This window comes from Streptomyces sp. NPDC012825 (genome assembly GCF_042900925.1).
Lineage (GTDB): Bacteria > Actinomycetota > Actinomycetes > Streptomycetales > Streptomycetaceae > Streptomyces.
Genome location: NZ_JBIBBZ010000001.1, coordinates 1082807 through 1104802 on the forward strand (window position 1 = coordinate 1082807; position 21996 = coordinate 1104802).

Consider the following 21996-nt stretch of genomic DNA (forward strand, 5'->3'; position numbering starts at 1 on the left):
CACCGGCGGGCCCCCAAATACACGGGGTTGCTGTTCCGGCCCCCCCCCCCCCCCCCCCCCCCCCCCCGGCCCCGGGGGGGGGGGGGGGGGGGGGGGGGGCGGCCGCGCCCCCGGCGGGCCCCCCCCCCCCCCCGACCGGCCGACCGCATGCTTGCATACATAGTCCGACGACTCTTCGCGGTCGTCGTGATGCTGCTCGTCGTCACGTTCGTGACGCTCAGCATCTTCTTCCTCATCCCCAAGATGACCGGCAGTGATCCTGCCGCGATGTTCGTCGGCAAGCAGGCGGATCCGGCCGCCATCGAGGGAGTCCGGCAGAAGCTCGGCCTGGACGAGCCGATCCTGGTGCAGTTCTGGCACTTCGTCTCCGGCATCTTCGTCGGCCGGGACTACGTCGGCGGCGGTGACAGCATCCACTGCGCGGCACCCTGCTTCGGGTACTCGTTCCGCACCGAGCAGGACGTCTCCAGCATGCTGGTCGACGCCTTCCCCGTGACCCTCTCCATGGTCCTGGGCGCCGCCGTGCTGTGGCTGCTCCTCGGCGTGTCGACGGGTGTGGTGTCCGCCCTCAAGCGGGGCACGATGATCGACCGCGCGGCCATGATCACCGCCCTGGCCGGCGTCTCGCTCCCCATCTTCTTCACCGCCATGCTGGCGATGCTCGTCTTCCGCACCCAGCTCGACTGGGTCGACGCCACGTACGTGCCGATCAGCGAGTCCTTCACCGGCTGGTTCGGCGGCCTGCTGCTGCCCTGGGTGACCCTGGCCTTCCTGTACGCGGCGATGTACGCGCGGCTCACCCGCGCCACCATGCTGGAGGTCCTGGGCGAGGACTACATCCGCACGGCCCGCGCCAAGGGCCTGCCGGAGCCGGTCGTGCTCGGCAAGCACGCGATGCGCTCCACCATGACCCCCATCCTGACCATCTTCGGCATGGACCTCGGCGCCCTTGTCGGCGGCGCGATCCTGACCGAGACCGCGTTCAGCCTCCACGGCCTCGGCGGAATGGCCATCAGGGGCGTGAGCGAGCGCGACCTGCCGTTGATCCTGGCGGTCACCCTCATCACCGCCACCTGCGTCGTCATCGCCAACCTCGTGGTGGACCTTCTGTACGCGGTGATCGACCCCCGAGTGAGGCTCGCATGACGGACCAGCTGTCGAAGACCGGAACGGCGGTGGGAGAGCCCGCCGCCGCGGGCGGGTCCGCCCCTTCCGACGCCTTCCTCGACGTGCGCGACCTGAAGATCCACTTCCCGACCGACGACGGTCTGGTCAAGTCGGTCGACGGCCTCTCCTTCCAGCTGGAGAAGGGCAAGACCCTCGGCATCGTCGGCGAGTCCGGCTCCGGCAAGTCGGTGACCTCGCTCGGCATCATGGGCCTGCACACGGTCGGCCAGTACGGCCGGCAGAAGGCCCGCATCTCCGGCGAGATCTGGCTGAACGGGCGCGAGCTGCTCTCGGCCGACCCGGAAGAGGTCCGCCGGATGCGCGGCCGCGAGATGGCCATGATCTTCCAGGACCCGCTGTCCGCGATGCACCCGTACTACACGGTGGGCGCCCAGATCGTGGAGGCGTACCGCGTCCACCACGACGTGAACAAGAAGACGGCGCGCACCCGGGCCGTCGAGCTCCTCGACCGGGTCGGCATCCCCGAGCCCGCCAAGCGGTTCGACAACTACCCGCACGAGTTCTCCGGCGGCATGCGCCAGCGCGCGATGATCGCCATGGCGCTCGTCAACAACCCCGAGCTGCTCATCGCCGACGAGCCGACCACGGCCCTCGACGTGACCGTGCAGGCGCAGATCCTCGACCTGATGCGGGACCTCCAGAAGGAGTTCGGCTCCGCGGTCGTCATCATCACCCACGACCTCGGCGTCGTCGCCGAGCTCGCCGACGACATCCTCGTCATGTACGGCGGGCGCTGCGTCGAGCGCGGCCCGGCCGAGCAGGTCTTCTACGAGCCGCAGCACCCCTACACCTGGGGCCTGCTCGGCTCGATGCCCCGCATCGACCGGGAGCAGACCGACCGGCTCATCCCGGTCAAGGGCAACCCGCCCAGCCTCATCAACATCCCGAGCGGCTGCGCCTTCAACCCGCGCTGCCCGTACGCGGACGTCCCCGAGGGCGGCATCACGCGCACCCAGCGGCCCGAGCTGGAGCTCGTCGGAGAGCGCCACTACTCCGCCTGCCACATGGCGCAGGAGGAGCGCACCCGCATCTGGACCGAAGAGATTGCGCCGAAGCTGTGAGCGAGACCATGGAACCCCTGCTCAAGGTCACCGGCCTGCAGAAGCACTTCCCCATCCGGAAGGGTCTGCTCCAGCGCCAGACCGGCGCGGTCAAGGCGGTCGACGGCCTCGACTTCGAGGTCTACCCCGGTGAGACCCTCGGCGTCGTCGGCGAGTCCGGCTGCGGCAAGTCCACGATGGGCCGGCTCATCACCCGCCTGCTCGAACCGACCGGCGGCACGGTCGAGTTCCAGGGCAAGGACATCTCCCACCTCGGGGTGTCCGGGATGCGTCCCTTCCGCCGGGACATCCAGATGATCTTCCAGGACCCGTACGGCTCGCTGAACCCGCGCCACACGGTCGGCACGATCGTCTCGGCGCCCTTCCGGCTCCAGGGCGTCGAGCCCGAGGGCGGCGTGAAGAGGGAGGTGCAGCGCCTCCTCGGCCTGGTGGGCCTCAACCCGGAGCACTACAACCGCTACCCGCACGAGTTCTCCGGCGGCCAGCGCCAGCGCATCGGCATCGCCCGCGCGCTCGCCCTCAAGCCGAAGCTGGTCGTGGCGGACGAGCCGGTCTCGGCCCTGGACGTCTCCATCCAGGCGCAGGTGGTCAACCTCCTGGACGACCTCCAGGACGAGCTGGGCCTCACCTACGTGTTCATCGCGCACGACCTCTCGGTCGTCCGGCACGTCTCGGACCGCATCGCCGTGATGTACCTCGGCAAGATCGTCGAGCTCGCGGACCGCACGTCCCTGTACACGGCCCCGATGCACCCGTACACCCGGGCCCTGATGTCGGCGGTCCCGGTCCCGGACCCGCGCCGCCGGGGCGTCAAGAGCGAGCGCATCCTCCTCAACGGGGACGTGCCCTCGCCGATCGCCCCGCCGCCGGGCTGCCGCTTCCACACCCGCTGCTGGAAGGCCACGGAGGTCTGCAGGACCCAGGAGCCCCCGCTCCTGGAACTCCGCCCGGGCCAGCGGGTGGCCTGCCACCACCCGGAGAACGCGGAGGGCCTGGCGGTGCCGGGGGCGCGGGAGTCGGTGGAGATCACGAAGCGCCCGGAGCCCGACGCCACCGGGGCGGCCGTCGAGCCGGAGTCCCTGGTCAAGACGGACGGGGCGACCGAGCCCGCGTCCGGGGCGGCGAAGCCGGTCGAGGCCGCCGATCCCGCCGCCGAGGGCGACGCGCCGAAGGCGTGAACCCCGAGAGGTCCCCGTCGCCCGGTGGCGACGGGGACCTCTCGCGTGTGCGGGTGGCACGGCCGGTACGACGGGACCTCCCGCGTCCGCGTGCGGCACGGCCACCGGCGCCGGGGAGCGGGGGCCGCAGCCCCGCCAGGGGCGCCGGGACACCGGACCCGCCCCCGCGGGCCGACACCCACCCCCTGCGGGAACCACCGGCACAATTGGGCGGTGCTCCACGAACTGTTCACCCCCTCCGTCCAACACGCCCTCGATCTCGTCGGCATCTTCGTGTTCGCCATCTCCGGCGCCCTCCTCGCCGTCCGGAAGAACTTCGACGTCTTCGGCATCGCCGTCCTCGCCGAGGTCACCGCCCTGGGCGGCGGTCTCTTCCGCGACCTGATCATCGGCGCCGTACCCCCCGCCGCCTTCACCGACCTCGGCTACTTCCTCATGCCCCTGGTCGCGACGGTCCTCGTCTTCTTCCTGCACCCCCAGGTGGAGCGCACCCAGGTCGCCGTCAACGTGTTCGACGCCGCCGGGCTCGGTCTCTTCTGCGTGACGGGGACGACGAAGGCGTACGACTACGGCCTCGGCCTCACCTCCTCCGCCGCCCTCGGCCTCGCCACCGCCGTCGGCGGCGGCGTCCTGCGCGACGTGCTCGCCAACGAGGTGCCCTCGCTGCTGCGCTGGGACCGCGACCTGTACGCCGTCCCGGCGATCGTGGGCGCGGCGATGGTCGTGCTCTGCATCCGCTTCGACACCCTCAACGCCTTCACGAGCGGCGCCGCCGTCCTCACCGCCTTCGCGCTCCGCCTCCTCGCCATGCGCTACCACTGGCGCGCGCCCCGCGCCTGGAACCGCCGCTCCTCCGCCAGCGAGGAACCGGAGAAAGCTACCGCTCAGTAGTAACCTGCGGTACCTTCGGGTCCATGAGCACGAGCACCGAGACGAACGCCGTCGCGTCCTCCGCCGTCACGAACGAGTTCGACCGCGACACCGCCGTCACCCTCCGGGAGCCCGGCGTCTACGACGCCGACCTCTCCGCCGGCTGGACGATCATCCACGCCGTCAACGGCGGCTACCTCCTCGCCCTGCTCGGCCGCGCCCTCGGCCACCACCTCCCGCACCCCGACCCGTTCACGATCTCGGCGCACTACCTCACGCCGTCCGTGCCCGGCCCCGCGGTGATCCGGACCGAGACCGTCCGCACCGGCCGGACCCTCTCCACCGGACAGGCCTCGCTCTTCCAGTACGCCGAGGACGGCACCGAGGTCGAGCGCATCCGCGTCCTCGCCTCGTACGGAGACCTCGACGCCCTCCCCGACGACGTCCGCACCAGCGCGACGCCCCCGGCGATGGCCCCGATCGAGAACTGCTTCGGCGCCTCCGACGGCCCCACCCCGCAGATCCCCGGCTCCTCCGCCATCACCGAGCGGCTGGACATCCGACTCGACCCGGCCTGCGTCGGCTGGGCGATCGGCGCCCCCTCGGGCAAGGGCGAGATGCGCGCCTGGTTCGGCCTCGCCGACGGGCGCGAGCCCGACGCCCTCTCCCTGCTGCTCACCGTCGACGCCCTGCCGCCGACCTCCTTCGAGCTGGGCCTGAAGGGCTGGACCCCGACCGTCGAGCTCACCACCCACGTCCGCTGCCGCCCGGCCCCCGGCCCGCTGCGGGTCTCCATCACCACCCGCAACCTGGCCGGCGGCTTCCTGGAGGAGGACGCCGAGGTCTGGGACAGCGCCGACCGCCTGGTCGCCCAGTCCCGCCAGCTGGCCCGCGCCCCGCGCGGCTGAGGCCGCACCCCGGACCACCGCCGCCCCCGTCCTTGCCGCACAGGGACGGGGGCGGCGGCACACCCGGAAGCGACCGCGCACCCGGGTACGGCGGCACGAACGGGCCGGGCGCCGGGAGCCCCGCGGCGGACTCGTAGAATCGACCCACCATGGCTTACCTCGACCACGCCGCGACCACGCCCATGCTGCCCGAGGCGATCGAGGCGATGACCGCCCACCTCGCCGTCACGGGCAACGCCTCCTCCCTCCACGCCGCCGGACGGCGGGCCCGGCGGACCGTCGAGGAAGGGCGCGAGACCCTCGCCGCCGCCCTCGGCGCCCGGCCGAGCGAGGTCGTCCTCACCTCCGGCGGCACCGAGGCCGACAACCTCGCCGTCAAGGGCCTCTACTGGTCCCGCCGCGACGTCGACCCCCGCCGCGTCCGCGTCCTGGCCAGCCCGGTCGAGCACCACGCCGTCCTCGACGCCGTCGACTGGCTCGCCGTCCACGAGGGCGCGAGGGTCGAGTACCTGCCCGTCGACCGCCACGGCCGGGTGCACCCCGAGACCCTGCGCGAGGCGATCGCCCGCGACCCCGAGACCGTCGCCCTGGCCACCGTCATGTGGGCCAACAACGAGATCGGCACCCTCATGCCGGTCCGCGAACTCGCCGATGTCGCCGCCGAGTTCGGCGTCCCGCTGCACGCCGACGCCGTCCAGGCCGTGGGGCAGGTCCCGGTCGACTTCGCCGCCTCCGGACTCGCCGCCATGACCGTCTCCGCCCACAAGATCGGCGGCCCCTACGGCATCGGCGCCCTGCTCCTGGGCCGCGAGCACACCCCCGTGCCCGTGCTGCACGGCGGCGGCCAGGAGCGGCACGTCCGCTCCGGCACCCTCGACGTCCCGGCCGTCGCCGCCTTCGCCGTCGCCGCCCGGCTCGCCGCCGAGCGGCGCGAGGAGTTCGCCCGCGAGGTCGGCGCCCTGCGCGACGCGCTCGTCACCGCCGTCCGTACGTCCGTCCCCGACGCGATCCTCGGCGGCGACCCCGTCGACCGGCTCCCCGCCAACGCCCACTTCACCTTCCCCGGCTGCGAGGGCGACTCGCTGCTCCTGCTGCTCGACGCGGCCGGCATCGCCTGCTCCACCGGCTCCGCCTGCACCGCCGGCATCGCCCAGCCCAGCCACGTCCTGCTCGCCACCGGCACCGACCCCGACCTGGCCCGGGGCACCCTGCGCTTCTCCCTCGGCCACACCTCCACCGAGGAGGACGTGGCGGCGGTCGCCGGGGCGATCGGCCCGGCCGTGGAGCGGGCCCGCACGGCCGGCCTCACCTGAGCCGCCGGCCCCGGACCCCGGCCCCTCACGCCGGCTTCTTCGACACCTCCCGCACCAGCCGCAGATACCGGTCCCAGTCCCAGTGGGGACCGGGATCGGTGTGGTCGGTGCCCTCGACCTCGACGTGCCCGATGATGTGCTCCCGGTCCACGGGTATCCCGTACCGGGCGCAGATGTCGGCCGTGAGCCGCGCCGACCCCTCGTACATCGCCGCCGTGAAGTCCTGCGGCCGGTCGACGAAGCCCTCGTGCTCGATGCCGATGCTCCGCTCGTTCATGTCCCGGTTCCCGGCGTGGAAGGCCACGTCGAGCTCCCGGATCATCTGCGCCACGTGCCCGTCCTTGCGGACCACGTAGTGCGCGGCGGCCCCGTGCCCCGGGTTCTTGAAGACCTTCAGGGCGGTCGCGTAGCTGCCCTGCACGACGTGGATCACGACCCGGTCGACCGTGTAGTCGTCCGGCCGGTCCGCCCGCCGCCAGTTCGCCCGCGCCGCCGACGTCCACTCGGCGCCCGCGTGGTCCAGCTCCCCCTCCACCCGCTTCCTCTGCGACCCCGGCAGCCGCCACCAGAAGCGCGCCAGCTCCTCCCGGGCGAGCACGGCCGTGCCCACCACCGCGGCCCCGCCGCCGAGCAGGACGGCCCGCCGCCCCACCGCCCTGTTCCCCTTGCTCCCCATGCAACCGAGAACGCTCACCACCGCGCCGGTGGTTCCCGGCGCCCCGTACCCTGGTGGGGCTATGACTCAGACCCCGCCCCAGCGCCCCCACGCCCGCCCCCTCCGGGTCCTCGCCGCCATGTCGGGCGGCGTGGACTCCGCCGTCGCCGCCGCCCGCGCCGCCGAGGCGGGCCACGACGTCACCGGCGTCCACCTCGCCCTCTCCGCGAACCCGCAGTCGTTCCGCACGGGAGCGCGCGGCTGCTGCACGATCGAGGACTCCCGCGACGCGCGCCGGGCCGCCGACGTCATCGGCATCCCCTTCTACGTGTGGGACCTGGCCGAGCGGTTCCGCGAGGACGTCGTGGACGACTTCGTCGCGGAGTACGAGGCCGGCCGCACCCCCAACCCCTGCCTGCGCTGCAACGAGAAGATCAAGTTCGCGGCGCTCCTCGACAAGGCGCTCGCCCTCGGCTTCGACGCGGTCTGCACCGGCCACTACGCCACCGTCGTCCTGAACGGGGACGGCACCCGCGAGCTGCACCGCGCCTCCGACGAGGCCAAGGACCAGTCGTACGTCCTCGGCGTCCTCGACGAGAAGCAGCTCGCGCACGCGATGTTCCCGCTGGGCGACACCCTCACCACCAAGGACGAGATCCGGGCGGAGGCCGAGCGGCGCGGGCTCGCGGTCGCGAAGAAGCCCGACAGCCACGACATCTGCTTCATCGCCGACGGCGACACCCAGGGCTTCCTCGCCACCCGCCTGGGGAAGGCGGAGGGCGACATCGTCGACGAGACGGGCACGAAGGTCGGCACCCACGAGGGCGCGTACGGCTTCACCATCGGCCAGCGCAAGGGCCTGCGGATCGGCCACCCGGCCGCCGACGGGAAGCCCCGTTACGTCCTCGACATCTCGCCCGTGAACAACACGGTCACGGTCGGCCCCGCCGAGGCCCTCGACGTCACCGCCCTCACCGCGATCAGGCCCCGCTGGTGCGGCACCGCCCCCGAGGGTTCCGGCCGCTACACCGCCCAGCTCCGCGCCCACGGCGGCGAGACGCCGGTGAGCGCGACGCTGGAGGACGGCGAACTGCGGGTCGCCTTCGACGAGCCGGTCCGGGGCGTCGCCCCCGGCCAGGCGATCGTGCTGTACGACGGCACGCGCGTGGTGGGCTCGGCGACGATCGCCACGACCGTGCGCGCGACGACGGCCCCCGCCCCGGCCGCCACCGCCTGAACCGCCACCGCCCGGCGCCCGGCCGGCCCCGGGCGCCGCTAGGCCGTGCCCGGAAAGCCCCGCTCCTCCGCGACGATTTCCGCGCATTCCGTGAGGAACTCCACCAGGACCGGGGCCAGGACGTGCGGGGCGACCTCGTGCGTCTGGCCCGTCAGGGTGCGGTGCCGGGCCCGGGGGAGGGACGCCGCCAGGGCGCGGGCCGCGCGCCGGGTCTCCGCCGGGCTGGAGCCCCCGTCGACCACGAGCACGCGCGCGGAGATCCGCCCGAGGGGCGCGTCGAGGGGCGGCGGCTCGTACACCGACACCGGGCCCACCGGCAGCCCGGCCGCCGCGGCGGCGAGGGCGAGGACGCCCCCCGTGCCCGTGCCGTGCACGGCCGCCCCGGGGCCCGCCGCCGCCAGGACCGCCGCCAGGTCCTCGATCTCCCGCCCGGCGCCCCCGTGCCCCCGGCGGTCGTACGCCACGACCGGGATGCGCCGGGCGAGCAGCCCGGCCAGCGCCCGCCCGCCCGCCGCCCCCGGGGGCCCGCCCACCAGGACGAGCGGCGGCCCGTCCCCCTCCCCGTACCGCTCGTACGCGATCGGCGTCCCGTCCCGTGACGTGACGCGCCCGCCGAACCTGTTCACCTCGTCCATGGCAGGGCAGACCGGGGTCGTCGCGGGAACTCATCGCCGCCCGGCGGACCTCTTTCACGACCGCCTACGGTGGAGGCCATGAACATCTGCGTCTTCCTCTCCGCCGCACGGCTCGACGAGCGGTACACGGCCCCGGCCCGCGAGTTCGCGACGCTGCTCGGCAAGGCGGGGCACACCCTCGTCTGGGGCGGCTCCGACACCGGCCTGATGAAGGTCGTCGCGGACGGCGTGCAGGGGGCGGGCGGGCGGCTCGTCGGGGTCTCCGTGGACTTCCTCGCCCACAAGGTCCGCCCGAACGCCGACGAGATGGTCGTCACCGAGGACCTCGCGCGGCGGAAGGCACTGCTCCTCGCCAAGTCCGACGCGATCGTCGTCATGGTCGGCGGCACCGGCACCCTCGACGAGGCCACCGAGATCCTGGAGCTGAAGAAGCACGGCAAGCACCGCAAGCCGGTGGTCCTGCTCAACACGGCGGGCTTCTACGACGGCCTGAAGGACCAGTTCCGGCGCATGGAGGAGGAGGGCTTCCTCCCGATCCCCCTCGCCGACCTCGTCTTCTTCGCCGACGACGGCCCGGCGGCCCTCGCGCACCTGGAGGCGGAGATCGCCTCCCGCTGATGCGAGCATGGGGGCCATGGCTACTCATGTGATCACCGGAGCCGGTTCCGGCATCGGCGCGGCCGTCGCGCGCCGCCTCCACGCGCGCGGGGACGACCTCGTGCTCCACGCGCGCGACGCGGGACGGGCCAAGGAGCTCGCCGCCGGGTTCCCGGGCGCGCGGACCCTCGTCGGGGACCTCGCGGACCCGGACCGGCTCTCCTGGGCGTTCTCGCACCAGAGCCTGCCCGAGCGGGTGGACGGCCTGCTGCACGTCGCGGGCGTCGTCGACCTCGGAACGGTCGGCGAGCTCACCCCCAAGGCCTGGCACCACCAGCTGAACGTGAACCTGGTCGCCCCGGCCGAGCTCACCCGCCACTTCCTGCCCCAACTGCGGGTCTCCCAGGGCCACGTCGTCTTCGTGAACTCGGGCGCCGGGCTCAACGCGCACGCCGAGTGGGGCGCGTACGCCGCCTCCAAGCACGGCCTGAAGGCCCTCGCGGACTCCCTGCGCCACGAGGAGCACGCCCACGGCGTCCGGGTCACCTCGGTCTACCCGGGCCGCACCGCCAGCCCCATGCAGGCGAAGGTGCACCAGCAGGAGGGCAAGGAGTACGACCCGTCGAGGTGGATCGACCCCGAGTCGGTCGCGACGGCGATCCTCACCGCGCTCGACCTGCCGCGCGACGCCGAGATCAACGACCTCACCGTCCGTCCGGGGCGGTAGGCGTGAACGACACCAAGCTCTGGGGCCCCGCCACCGGCGTCGGGTCCCTGCCCGGCGGCGACGCCCGCGAGGCCGCCAAGACCGTCACCGGCTCCTTCGAGGACTTCCCGTTCCTCGCGGAGCTGCCCGCGCGCGGGCCCGGCGCCGACATGATCGGCCGGACGGCCGGCATGCTCGTCGACCTGTACGCGCACGTGGAGCCGAGCGGCTGGCGGTTCAGCGACCGGCCCGGCCGCGACACCCGGCGGGCCCGCTCCTGGCTCGGCGAGGACCTCGACGCCCTGGAGGAGTTCACCCAGGGGTACGAGGGCCCGCTCAAGGTGCAGGCGGTGGGTCCCTGGACGCTCGCCGCGGCCCTGGAGCTGCGCGGCGGCGAGGCCGCCCTCGGCGACGCGGGCGCCTGCCGGGACCTGGCGGGATCGCTCGCCGAGGGGCTAGGCCGGCACCTGGCCGAGGTACGCGGGCGCGTGCCGGGCGCCCGGGTGGTCCTCCAGCTCGACGAGCCCTCGCTCACCGCCGTACTGCGCGGACAGGTCCGCACGGCCAGCGGTTACCGCACGTACCGGGCCGTGGACCGGCAGGTCGTGGAGGGCGCCCTGCGGGACGTGGCCGCGGTCCACGACGGGCCCGTGGTCGTCCACTCCTGCGCCCCCGACGTCCCCTTCGCGCTGCTGCGGCGGGCCGGCGTCGCCGGGATCTCCTTCGACTTCGGGCTGCTCACCGAGCGTGACGAGGAGGCGATCGGGGAGGCCGTGGAGGGCGGCACGAAGCTCTTCGCCGGTGTGGTGCCGTCCACCGACGGCCCGTTGTCGGACCCGGGCGGTAGCGTCATGGGTGTCAGGACGCTGTGGCGCAGGCTGGGGCTGAATCCGGGGACCCTCGCGGAGTCCGTGGTGATCACCCCCACGTGCGGGCTCGCGGGCGCGTCGCCCGCTCACGCCCGCGCGGCGCTCGCCCAGTGCGTCCGGGCTGCGAAGTCGCTCGCGGACAACCCGGAGTGACCGGGGACCGAGGCACGGGAGGACGGACGAAGGTGACAGTCGACGAGGGGGCCCTGCCCGCCGGGGCACGGGAGAAGCACGCGGACCTGGCCGAGCGGATCGAGGAGCACCGCTTCCGGTACTACGTGAAGGACCAGCCGGTCATCAGCGACGGCGAGTTCGACAGGCTCCTGCGCTCCCTGGAGGCGCTGGAGGAGGAGTACCCGGAGCTGCGGACCCCCGACTCGCCGACCCAGAAGGTCGCCGGGCAGTACGAGACGGAATTCACGGCCGTCGAGCACCGCGAGCGCATGCTCTCCCTCGACAACGCCTTCGACGACGAGGAACTGGCCGCCTGGGCCGAGCGCGTCGCCCGGGACGTCGGTACGCCCGACCACCACTTCCTGTGCGAGCTGAAGGTCGACGGCCTGGCCGTGAACCTGACGTACGAGCACGGGCGGCTGACCCGGGCCGCGACCCGCGGCGACGGGCGCACCGGCGAGGACATCACGCCCAACGTGCGCACGATCGAGGACGTCCCGGAGCGGCTGAGCGGCGACCGGATCCCGGAGCTCGTGGAGATCCGCGGCGAGGTCTACTTCCCGATGGAGGCCTTCCTCGGGCTCAACGCCCGCCTGGTCGAGGCCGGGGAGAAGCCCTTCGCCAACCCGCGCAACGCGGCGGCCGGTTCGCTCCGCCAGAAGGACCCGAAGGTCACCGCCTCCCGTCCGCTCCACATGGTGGTGCACGGCATCGGCGCCCGCGAGGGCCTCGACATCGCCCGCCTCTCGGAGGTGTACGGGCTGCTCCACGCGTGGGGCCTGCCCACCGCCCGGCACAACAAGGTGGTGAAGACGCTCGACCAGGTGCGGGAGTTCATCGCGTACTTCGGGGAGAACCGGCACTCCGTCGAGCACGAGATCGACGGCGTCGTCGTCAAGCTCGACGAGATCCCGCTCCAGGGCCGGCTGGGCTCCACGGCCCGCGCCCCGCGCTGGGCCATCGCCTGGAAGTACGCGCCGGAGGAGGTCAACACCAAGCTGATCGACATCAAGGTCGGCGTCGGCCGCACCGGCCGCGTCACCCCGTACGCGCAGGTGGAGCCGGTGACCGTGGCCGGCTCCGAGGTCGAGTTCGCCACCCTCCACAACCAGGAGGTGGTCAGGGCCAAGGGCGTCCTGATCGGCGACACGGTCGTGCTGCGCAAGGCCGGCGACGTCATCCCGGAGATCCTCGGACCGGTCGCGGACCTGCGGGACGGCAGCGAGCGGGAGTTCGTGATGCCGTCCGAGTGCCCCGAGTGCGGGACGCCGCTGAAGCCGATGAAGGAGGGCGACATCGACCTCCGCTGTCCGAACGCCCGGACCTGCCCGGCCCAGCTGCGCGAGCGGCTCTTCTTCCTGGCCGGACGGCAGTGCCTGGACATCGAGCACTTCGGCATGGTGGCCGCCGCGGCGCTGACCCGGCCCCTGGAGCCGGCCGAGCCGCCGCTCGCGGACGAGGGCGGCCTCTTCGACCTCACCGTCGAACAGCTCCTGCCGATCAAGGCGTACGTCCTCGACCAGAGCAGCGGACTGCCCAAGCGGGACCCGAAGACCGGCGAGGACAAGATCGTCACCGTCTTCGCCAACCAGAAGGGCGAGCCGAAGAAGAACGCCCTGGCGATGCTGAGGAACATCGAGGAGGCGAAGACCCGCCCGCTGGCCCGCTTCATCAACGGCCTCTCGATCCGGCACGTGGGACCGGTCGCGGCCGCCGCCCTCGCCCGCGAGTTCCGCTCCCTGGAGCGGATCGAGCAGGCGAGCGAGGAGGAGCTGGCGGCCGTCGACGGGGTCGGCGGGATCATCGCGGCGGCGGTGAAGCAGTGGTTCACCGAGGAGTGGCACCGCGAGATCGTGCGCACGTGGCGGGCCGCCGGGGTCGCCCTGGAGGACGAGGGCGCCGGCGAGGACGAGGGGCCGCGTCCGCTGGAGGGGCTCACGGTCGTGGTGACCGGCACCCTGGAGAAGTTCACCAGGGATGGCGCAAAAGAGTCGCTCCAGCGGCTCGGAGCGAAGGTGACCGGTTCCGTTTCGAAGAAGACCTCCTTCGTCGTCGTGGGTGAAAACCCTGGTTCGAAGTACGACAAGGCGATGCAGCTGAAAGTTCCGGTTCTGGACGAGCAGGGCTTCTCGATCCTGCTCGAACAGGGACCCGACGCCGCTCGGGAGGCCGCGGTCCCCGTACCCGAGACTCCCCAGTAGCCCCTTTCCGCCCCGGGAGACGTCACCCGTTCGGCGCATACCAGACGGTGAGGGGTGGCCGGGTCTCATTTGGGCAAGACACGGAGAGCGCTGCCCGTCGGAGCCCTCGGCGGCCTAGTGTGGTGACCGTGCGTCTCGTCCTGCACGATCGCGCGAGGGCTCTGCCGGTCGTGGCGTCAGGACAACGGCCCCGTGGCACGAGGAGCGGCCGCCCGCCGGCGGCCCCGCACCGGACGACGGCGGCCGGACGACGGACGGCCGCCTGCTCGCGGCCCATCGCACACCGACGGCACCGCCGCCTGTGAGAGGGACGGAAATGGAACCGACCGAGAGCGCCGCCCGGGTCCACCGGCCGCACGGCCGCGTGGTCCCCGAGGGCCTCACCTCCCGGCTGCCCGCGGTCGTGGTGGGCATCGCCGCCGTCCTGCTCGCCGCCGGGCTCCGGCGAGCCCTCACCCACGGGCACGGGCTCTTCCCCGGCGGGATCACCGGCTGGTCCCTCGCCCTCCTCGCCGGCCTCATCGTCGGCCACCTGGTCGCCCTCGGCCGCGACCGCTGGTGGGGCGGCACCGGCTCCGGCGCCGCCCTCACCCTTGCCGTCCTCCTGCTGTACGGCTGGGTGCCCGCCGGACTCGTCGCGCTGACCGTCGTCACCCTCGTCGGCGCCGCCCGCCACCACCGCTGGCGACAGGGCCTGCTGCACGGCGCCGCCGACGTCCTCGGCGTCGGCGCCGCCGCCCTCGTCCTCGCCCTCTTCGGTGACGTGCCGACCGTCGAACGGCCCTGGCAGCCCCTCGACTGGACGATCGGGGACCTTCCGGAAATCGTGCTCGCCGCGGCCACCTACCTCGTGGTCACCCGGCTCCTCCTGTGGTACACGCTCGCCCCCCGGGGCCGCGGGCTGCCGACCGCCGCCCGCACCGCCCTCCTCCGGCAGGGCCTCGTCGCCGTCGCCCTCCTCGGCATCGCCCCCCTCATCTGTGCCGTCGCCGCGAGCCACCCGGTCCTCCTGCCGCTCTTCGCCGTCCCCCTCATCGCCCTCGACTCCACCCTCTGGATCGCCCGCGCCCGCGCCGAGGAGCAGCTGCGCGACCCCCTCACCGGGCTCCCCAACCGCCAGTGGCTCCTGGAGCGGGCCTGGACCGCCCTGGAGGACGCGGAGGGCCAGGGGGCCCGCGCGGCCCTCGTCCTCATCGACCTCGACCGCTTCCGCTCGGTCAACGACACCCTCGGACACCTCGCCGGCGACCGGCTGCTCCTCCAGATCGCCGACCGGCTCCGCCTCGCCCTGCCCCGCGGCGCCGAGGCCGCCCGGCTCGGCGGCGACGAGTTCGCCGTTCTGCTGCCCACCGCCGACTCCACCACCAGCGCCCAGCGCGTCGCCCGCCACCTCGTCGCCGAGCTCTCCTCCCCGCTCGACCTCGACGGCCTCACCCTCGTCCTGGAGGCCAGCGCCGGCGTCGCCGTCTTCCCCGACCACGCCCTCGACGCCGAGGGCCTGCTGCGCCGCGCCGACGTCGCCATGTACCAGGCCAAGCGGGACCGCACCGGCGTCGAGGTCTACGAGTCCAAGCGCGACTCCAACACCCCCGACCGGCTCGGCCTCCTCGGCGACCTGCGCCGCGCCCTCGACGCCCACGAGGTCCAGCTCCACTACCAGCCCAAGGTCCGCTTCGACGGCCAGGTCGCCGGTCTGGAGGCCCTCGTCCGCTGGGTCCACCCCGAGCGCGGAAAGGTTCCGCCGGACGAGTTCATCGCCATCGCAGAGTCCTCCGGCCTGATGCCCCACCTCACCGAGTACGTCCTGGAGACCGCCCTCGCCCAGGTCGCCCGCTGGCGCGCCCAGGGCCTCGACGTCCCGGTCGCCGTCAACGTCTCCCCGCGCGACGTCCACACCCCCGGCTTCGCGGGCGCCGTCGCCGCCCGGCTCGCCCGCCACGGCGTCCCGGCCGGCTCCCTCCAGCTGGAGATAACGGAGCACGTGCTCCTGGAGGACCCCCAGCGGGCCGCCGACACGCTCAACGGGCTCACCGGCCACGGCGTCAAGATGTCCCTCGACGACTTCGGCACCGGCTACTCCTCCCTCGTCCACCTGCGCCGGCTCCCGGTCAGCGAACTGAAGATCGACCGCTCCTTCGTCGCCCGGCTCGCCGTCGACACCGAGGACGCCGAGATCGTCCGCTGCACCGTCGACCTCGCCCACTCCCTCGGCCTCCTCGTCGTCGCCGAGGGCGTCGAGGACGACGAGACCTGGGAGCGGCTGCGCGACCTGGGCTGCGACGCCGTCCAGGGCTGGCTGGTCGCCGCCGCCATGCCGCCCGGGGAGGCCACCGCCTGGCTCCTGGCCCGCGGCGAGCACGGCTGGCGCCGCCCCGCCGACCTCACGCCCCCGACCGACCTGGACCACCCCTCGGGCCAGGTCGTCCCCCGGGGCTGACCCGGCCCGGCCAAACCGTTTCACGGGCGGTGGCACCGGCCCCATAGGATGGACCCACACCATCAAGCTCACCCCGTGAGGATCCGCATGCCTGGCATCACGCGCGAGGAGGTCGCCCACCTCGCACGGCTGGCGCGTCTGGAGCTGAAGGGCGAAGAACTCGATCACTTCGCCGGCCAGCTCGACGACATCATCGGCGCGGTCGCCCGCGTCTCCGAGGTCGCCGACCAAGACGTACCGCCGACCTCCCACCCGCTGCCGCTGACCAATGTCATGCGCGCGGACGAGGTCCGTCCGTCGCTCACCCCCGAGCAGGCGCTCTCCGGCGCCCCGGCCCAGGAGCAGCAGCGTTTCAAGGTGCCGCAGATCCTGGGGGAGGACTAAGAAGTCATGACGGACAACACCATCATCAAGCTCACCGCGGCCGAGATCGCCGGGAGGATCGCCGCCGGCGACCTGACCGCCGTCGAGGTCGCCGAGGCCCACCTCGCCCGCATCGAGGCCGTCGACGAGAAGGTCCACGCCTTCCTGCACGTCGACCGCGAAGGCGCCCTCGCCCAGGCCCGCGCCGTGGACGAGAAGCGCGCCCGGGGCGAGAAGCTCGGCCCGCTCGCCGGTGTGCCGCTCGCGCTCAAGGACATCTTCACCACCGTCGGCATCCCGACGACCGTGGGCTCGAAGATGCTGGAGGGCTGGATCCCGCCGTACGACGCGACCCTGGTCAAGAACCTGAAGGCCGCCGACGTCGTCATCCTCGGCAAGACCAACATGGACGAGTTCGCGATGGGCTCCTCCACCGAGAACAGCGCCTACGGCCCCACCGGCAACCCCTGGGACCTCACCCGGATCCCCGGCGGCTCCGGCGGCGGCTCGTCGGCCGCCCTCGCCGCGTACGAGGCCCCCCTCGCCATCGGCACGGACACCGGCGGCTCCATCCGCCAGCCCGCCGCCGTCACCGGCACGGTCGGCGTCAAGCCGACCTACGGCGCGGTCTCCCGCTACGGCATGGTGGCCTTCTCCTCCTCCCTCGACCAGGGCGGCCCCTGCGCCCGCACGGTCCTGGACGCGGCCCTGCTGCACGAGGCGATCGCCGGGCACGACCCGCTCGACTCCACCTCCGTCGACGCCCCGGTCCCGCCGGTCGTCGAGGCCGCCCGCAACGGCTCCGTCGCCGGCATGCGCGTCGGCGTCGTCAAGCAGTTCCGCGGCGAGGGCTACCAGGCCGGCGTCGTGCAGCGCTTCGACGAGTCCGTCGAGCTGCTGAAGTCGCTGGGCGCCGAGATCGTCGAGCTGGACTGCCCCAGCTTCGACCTGGCCCTCTCGGCGTACTACCTGATCGCGCCGTCCGAGTGCTCCTCGAACCTGGCCCGCTTCGACGCCATGCGCTACGGCCTGCGGGTCGGCGACGACGGCACCCGGTCCGCCGAGGACGTCACCGCCCTCACCCGCGAGGCCGGTTTCGGCGACGAGGTCAAGCGCCGCATCATCCTGGGCACGTACGCGCTCAGCTCCGGCTACTACGACGCGTACTACGGCTCGGCCCAGAAGGTCCGCACCCTCATCACCCGCGAGTTCGAGAAGGCCTTCGAGGAGGTGGACGTGATCGTCTCCCCGACGACCCCCACCACCGCCTTCCCGATCGGCGAGCGCGCCGACGACCCGATGGCCATGTACCTCGCGGACCTGTGCACCATCCCGACCAACCTGGCCGGCAACGCCGCCATGTCGCTGCCCTGCGGCCTCGCGCCCGAGGACGGCCTGCCGGTCGGTCTGCAGATCATCGCCCCCGCCATGAAGGACGACCGGCTCTACACGGTCGGAGCAGCCGTCGAGGCCGCCTTCGTGGAAAAGTGGGGACACCCGCTGCTCGAGGAGGCTCCGTCGCTGTGAGTGCCATGGCAAAGAAGGCCAAGAACTTCAAGAAGTCGAAGACCGGTCTGTACGTCTCGCTGGCCAGCACCGCCTTCGGCGCCGTCAGCGTCGCCAAGCAGGCCAAGCTGGCCCGCAACGACGGCGACGCCCTGCGGCTGATCGACGCCGCCGTGTCCGCCGCCGCCATCGTCACCGGCCTGGCGATCCTCTACCGGGAGCTGAAGCGCCTGGGTGACGAAGACGTCCTGCTGGGCTGAGAGGGAAAGTCTCACCGTGACTGTCACTGAACTGCTGTCGTACGAAGCGGCGCTCGCCGCGTACGACCCCGTCATGGGCCTGGAGGTCCATGTCGAGCTCGGCACGCGGACCAAGATGTTCTGCGGCTGCTCCACCGAGCTGGGCGCGGACGCCAACTCGCAGACCTGTCCGACCTGCCTCGGCCTGCCCGGCTCGCTCCCGGTCGTCAACGCGATCGGCGTCGAGTCCGCTATCAAGATCGGCCTCGCGCTGAACTGCGAGATCGCCGAGTGGTGCCGCTTCGCCCGGAAGAACTACTTCTATCCGGACATGCCGAAGAACTTCCAGACCTCCCAGTACGACGAGCCGATCGCCTTCAACGGCTACCTGGACGTCCAGCTGGAGGACGGCGAGGTCTTCCGCGTGGAGATCGAGCGCGCCCACATGGAGGAGGACACCGGCAAGTCCACCCACATCGGCGGCGCGACCGGCCGCATCCACGGCGCCTCGCACTCGCTGCTCGACTACAACCGGGCCGGCATCCCGCTCATCGAGATCGTCACCAAGCCGATCGAGGGCGCGGGCGAGCGGGCCCCCGAGGTCGCCAAGGCGTACGTCGCCGAGCTGCGCGAGCTGATCCGCGCCCTGGGCGTCTCCGAGGCGCGCATGGACAAGGGCCAGATGCGCTGCGACGTGAACCTGTCGCTGCGCCCGCACGGCAGGGAGGCCTTCGGCACCCGCTCGGAGACGAAGAACGTCAACTCGCTCCGCTCGGTGGAGCGCGCGGCGCGCTTCGAGATCCAGCGGCACGCGGCCGTCCTGTCCTCCGGCGGGACGATCGTGCAGGAGACCCGTCACTTCCACGAGGACGACGGCTCCACCACCTCCGGCCGCATCAAGGACAACGCCGAGGACTACCGCTACTTCCCCGAGCCGGACCTGGTGCCGGTGGCCCCCTCGCGCGAGTGGGTCGAGGAGCTGCGGAAGGGCCTGCCCGAGCTGCCGCGCGTGCGCCGCAACCGGCTGCGCGAGGAGTGGGGCGTGTCCGAGCTGGACATGCAGTCGATCCTCAACGCGGGCGCGGTCGACCCGATCGTCGCCACGATCGAGGCGGGCGCGGACGCGGCCTCGGCCCGCAAGTGGTGGCTGGGCGAGCTCGCCCGCAACGCCAACGAGCAGGGCGTCTCCCTGGAGGAGCTGGCGATCTCCCCGGCGGACGTGGCCCGGGTCTCGGCCCTGGTCGCCTCCGGCGACCTCAACGACAAGCTGGCCCGCCAGGTCATCGAGGGCGTACTCGCCGGCGAGGGCACCCCGGACGAGGTCGTCGAGAAGCGCGGTCTGAAGGTCGTCTCCGACGACGGCGCGCTCGGCGCGGCGGTCGACGAGGCCATCGCGGGCAACGCGGCCGTCGCGGACAAGATCCGCGGCGGCAAGGTCGCGGCGGTCGGCGCCCTGGTCGGCGCGGTCATGAAGGCCACCCGCGGCCAGGCGGACGCGGCGAAGGTCAAGGACCTGATCCTGGAGAAGCTGGGCGTCTCCGAGGGCTGATCCCCGTCCCGTACGCGTACGGACGAGAGAGCGGCCCCGCACCGGAACTCCGGTGCGGGGCCGCTCTCCGTACGTCCCGGCTACCGCTTGAGGAGCGGGGCGGCGACGACGGCGTTGCCGTTGTCGGTGCAGGTCGCCTCGACCTTGAGGCGCAGCCGCAGGGCTCCGGAGACGTTCAGGGCCTTCGTGACCGGCTTGCCCAGCTCCACCGTCTCGTTGAAGAGGGCGGGCTGGTTGTCGACGGAGACGACGACCCGGGCGGACTCGATCTTCGAGCCGTCGTCGATCCCGGCGGTGAACTCGAAGCTCTTCCACTCGCGGTTGAGGTCGTACTCCACGGAGGCGCCGTTGTAGCAGTCGCCGATCAGGGTCGCCCCGTACTCCTTGGTGTTGATCTTGGCGGCGCCGACGGTGAAGTCGTCGGGCTCGCTGACGGAGGCGAGCGTGGTCAGATCGGCCACGGGGAGGTCCTGTACGGAGCCGGGGTCGTCCGTCGGGCTCGCCGACTCCGAGGGGGAGGCGGGGTCCTCGGTCGGCGCCTCGCCCGTGGGCTCCTCCGGCGGGGTCTCGGTGCCGGGGTCCGTCGCGGGCTCCGCCGTGGCGGCCGGGGAGGTGGAGACCGGGTCGGCGGCGGTGTTCCTGCCGTCGTCCTCCTTGTCGCCGAGGAGCTGGACGCCGGCCACCGCGAGGGCGGAGACCACGACGACACCGGCCACGGCGCCGATCAGCGGGCCCTTGCGGCGCCGGCGGCGCGGCTCGGGGGCCGGGGTGGGGGCGGTGGCCGGGCCCGACGCGGAGGGAGGCGTCGGGGGGCCGAAGCCGGGCGTGCCGAGGCCGGAGCCGTGGAAGCCTGAGCCGGGCGCACCGAAGCCGGGCCCACCGGAACCGGGCGCACCGAAGCCGGGGCCGTGGGCGCCGGGTGCGGCCCCGGCGGGCGGCTCGGTGGACGACTGGTGGGCGGCGTGCTGCGGGGCGACGGGGGACGCCGGGGCGGCGACGGGCGGGGCGACCACCGGCTGCGGGGTCACGACCGGGGGCGGCGACACGACGGGCCGCGGGGGCGTCGTGGGCGGCCGGTCCTCCGGCGCGGCGGTGGCGGCCGGCGGCGGGGTCGCGGGCCGCGGCGGCGCGGTGGGCGGGACGGTCGGGGCCGACGGGGCGGCGGGGGTCGGCGGGACCGCGTCCGCGACCGCCGGGACCGCGTCCGCGACCGTCGCCGGGCGCGAGGTCGTCGTGGTGGACACCACTCCGTGCCGTACGTCCTTCACCCAGGACGACAGGGAGATCGGGCGCCGCCCGGCGTCGGCCGAGGCGATGCTCAGGACCCGGTCGCGCTGCTCCTCCGGCAGCCCGGCGATCTGCGGCAGCGCGCGGAACCCGGAGACCAGTTGCTCGGGCGCGGTCGGCGGGGACTGCCCGCTGAGCAGGAAGTACGCGAGGGCGCCGAAGGCGTAGCGGTCGGTGGCCGGGGTGCGCTTGCCGTCGAAGACCTCGGGGGCCGCGTAGCCGGGGGTGAACCACACCTCGGCGGTCTGGTGGTCGGCGGTCAGCTTGCTGAGGCCGAAGTCGACGAGGGTCGCCTGGCCGTGCTCGTCCACCATGACGTTGCCCGGCGAGAGGTCGCCGTGGACGACCGTGCGCCCGGACGGGGTGGCCTTCCCGGAGTGCAGCCAGTCGAGGACGTCCGCGAGCTGTTCCAGGGTCCGCATCACCTCGCGCCGCTCGGCGGGGGAGGCGAGGGTGCGCTCGGCCCGCCAGTCGCGCAGGTCGAGGCCGTCGACGTGGTTCATGACGAGCACCAGGGCCCGGCCGGTGATCGTCCCGGACTCGCCGGGCCGGTGGATCGGCGGGCCCTGGAAGTGCTCCCGCACGCCGACGACGCCGGGGCGGTGCACGAAGCGGAGCAGCTCGGCCTGCTCGTTCCACTTCTGGCTGATCCGCTCGAAGATCTCGGGCGTGATCGTCGTCTTCGAGTCGAGGACCTTGACGACGACCGGCTCCGCGCCGCCGGCCAGCTCGATCTCCGCGAGATAGAGCACGGCCTCGCCGCCGCGCCCGATGGACCGCAGGAGCCGGTACCGGTCGGGCGCGGAGTCGGGGCCGATGTGGTGTGCCGTCTTGCTCAAGTTTCCCCCAGGGCACGGTGATTGACAGGGGCTCAGCTTGCCGCTCCGGCGGGCCCGGGGTCAACGCGGCTGCGTGTGCGCGGAATCCCCCGTCCCGCCGCCCGTCCGGCCGGATTCGTTCACGCGTCCGCCCGGGTCCGCCCACCTGCCTGATCGGGCCCGCGTGCCCGTCCGGCCGGGACTC

Annotated in this window: 19 protein-coding genes; 16 read left to right on the plus strand and 3 right to left on the minus strand. The window is 73.3% G+C overall.

Features of this window, described 5'->3' with window-relative positions:
* Positions 1-147: 147 nt before the first annotated feature.
* The 6 genes from ACFY7E_RS05205 to ACFY7E_RS05230 all read left to right on the plus strand — a co-directional run bounded on the left by ACFY7E_RS05205 (position 148) and on the right by ACFY7E_RS05230 (position 6518).
* Positions 148-1146: an ABC transporter permease gene (locus ACFY7E_RS05205; protein WP_389480877.1), complete on the plus strand. Its 999-nt coding sequence runs from the start codon at positions 148-150 to the stop codon at positions 1144-1146.
* Positions 1143-2249 carry an ABC transporter ATP-binding protein gene (locus ACFY7E_RS05210; protein WP_383448207.1) on the plus strand — a complete coding sequence of 369 codons (1107 nt, stop codon included), beginning with the start codon at positions 1143-1145 and terminating at the stop codon, positions 2247-2249. Before ACFY7E_RS05205 ends, ACFY7E_RS05210 begins: the two co-directional genes overlap by 4 nt.
* Positions 2250-2257: 8 nt before the next feature.
* Entirely contained in the window at positions 2258-3427 is a 1170-nt protein-coding gene (locus ACFY7E_RS05215) for an ABC transporter ATP-binding protein (protein ID WP_389481064.1), read from the plus strand.
* A gap of 213 nt (positions 3428-3640) precedes the next feature.
* Complete coding sequence (locus ACFY7E_RS05220; RefSeq protein WP_383443430.1) at positions 3641-4318, plus strand: trimeric intracellular cation channel family protein; 678 nt, start codon at positions 3641-3643, stop codon at positions 4316-4318.
* Between the two features lie 23 nt (positions 4319-4341).
* Positions 4342-5205 (plus strand): thioesterase family protein, encoded by an 864-nt coding sequence (locus ACFY7E_RS05225; RefSeq protein ID WP_383443427.1) that lies wholly within the window; start codon positions 4342-4344, stop codon positions 5203-5205.
* 149 nt (positions 5206-5354) lie between these two features.
* Positions 5355-6518 (plus strand): cysteine desulfurase family protein, encoded by a 1164-nt coding sequence (locus tag ACFY7E_RS05230; RefSeq protein WP_389480881.1) that lies wholly within the window; start codon positions 5355-5357, stop codon positions 6516-6518.
* Positions 6519-6543: 25 nt separating this feature from the next.
* Here ACFY7E_RS05230 and ACFY7E_RS05235 read toward each other — a convergent pair whose 3' ends face one another.
* On the minus strand, positions 6544-7194 hold the full coding sequence (locus tag ACFY7E_RS05235) for an N-acetylmuramoyl-L-alanine amidase (RefSeq protein ID WP_389480883.1): 651 nt from the start codon (positions 7192-7194) through the stop codon (positions 6544-6546).
* A 61-nt stretch (positions 7195-7255) separates the two neighbouring features.
* Here ACFY7E_RS05235 and mnmA point away from each other — a divergent pair, with 61 nt between their 5' ends.
* Positions 7256-8410, plus strand: coding sequence for a tRNA 2-thiouridine(34) synthase MnmA (gene mnmA, locus ACFY7E_RS05240; RefSeq protein WP_389480886.1), 1155 nt, complete (start codon positions 7256-7258; stop codon positions 8408-8410).
* Positions 8411-8448: 38 nt separating this feature from the next.
* On the opposite strand, the gene ACFY7E_RS05245 is transcribed toward mnmA, so the two are convergent.
* Positions 8449-9045 (minus strand): alpha/beta fold hydrolase, encoded by a 597-nt coding sequence (locus ACFY7E_RS05245; protein WP_389480888.1) that lies wholly within the window; start codon positions 9043-9045, stop codon positions 8449-8451.
* 78 nt (positions 9046-9123) lie between these two features.
* Here ACFY7E_RS05245 and ACFY7E_RS05250 point away from each other — a divergent pair, with 78 nt between their 5' ends.
* The 9 genes from ACFY7E_RS05250 to gatB all read left to right on the plus strand — a co-directional run bounded on the left by ACFY7E_RS05250 (position 9124) and on the right by gatB (position 19686).
* Positions 9124-9663, plus strand: a complete 540-nt coding sequence (locus tag ACFY7E_RS05250; protein WP_389480890.1) for a TIGR00730 family Rossman fold protein — start codon at positions 9124-9126, stop codon at positions 9661-9663.
* 7 nt (positions 9664-9670) lie between these two features.
* Entirely contained in the window at positions 9671-10369 is a 699-nt protein-coding gene (locus ACFY7E_RS05255) for an SDR family oxidoreductase (protein ID WP_389480893.1), read from the plus strand.
* Between the two features lie 2 nt (positions 10370-10371).
* A complete protein-coding gene (locus ACFY7E_RS05260; RefSeq protein ID WP_383443406.1) occupies positions 10372-11370 on the plus strand; it encodes a methionine synthase in 999 nt (332 codons plus the stop codon).
* Positions 11371-11402: 32 nt separating this feature from the next.
* Positions 11403-13592, plus strand: a complete 2190-nt coding sequence (ligA, locus tag ACFY7E_RS05265) for an NAD-dependent DNA ligase LigA (RefSeq protein WP_389480895.1) — start codon at positions 11403-11405, stop codon at positions 13590-13592.
* 316 nt (positions 13593-13908) lie between these two features.
* Positions 13909-16029, plus strand: coding sequence for a putative bifunctional diguanylate cyclase/phosphodiesterase (locus ACFY7E_RS05270; protein WP_389480898.1), 2121 nt, complete (start codon positions 13909-13911; stop codon positions 16027-16029).
* 87 nt (positions 16030-16116) lie between these two features.
* Complete coding sequence (gene gatC, locus ACFY7E_RS05275) at positions 16117-16413, plus strand: Asp-tRNA(Asn)/Glu-tRNA(Gln) amidotransferase subunit GatC (protein WP_015036350.1); 297 nt, start codon at positions 16117-16119, stop codon at positions 16411-16413.
* A gap of 6 nt (positions 16414-16419) precedes the next feature.
* On the plus strand, positions 16420-17919 hold the full coding sequence (gene gatA / locus ACFY7E_RS05280; RefSeq protein WP_389480900.1) for an Asp-tRNA(Asn)/Glu-tRNA(Gln) amidotransferase subunit GatA: 1500 nt from the start codon (positions 16420-16422) through the stop codon (positions 17917-17919).
* A gap of 5 nt (positions 17920-17924) precedes the next feature.
* Positions 17925-18158 (plus strand): hypothetical protein, encoded by a 234-nt coding sequence (locus tag ACFY7E_RS05285; protein WP_356548322.1) that lies wholly within the window; start codon positions 17925-17927, stop codon positions 18156-18158.
* A gap of 16 nt (positions 18159-18174) precedes the next feature.
* A complete protein-coding gene (gene gatB / locus ACFY7E_RS05290; RefSeq protein WP_389480902.1) occupies positions 18175-19686 on the plus strand; it encodes an Asp-tRNA(Asn)/Glu-tRNA(Gln) amidotransferase subunit GatB in 1512 nt (503 codons plus the stop codon).
* Between the two features lie 80 nt (positions 19687-19766).
* Here gatB and ACFY7E_RS05295 read toward each other — a convergent pair whose 3' ends face one another.
* The gene (locus tag ACFY7E_RS05295) at positions 19767-21812 is read right to left on the minus strand and encodes a protein kinase (protein WP_389480904.1); all 2046 of its coding nucleotides are present in this window, start codon (positions 21810-21812) and stop codon (positions 19767-19769) included.
* Positions 21813-21996 lie beyond the last annotated feature (184 nt).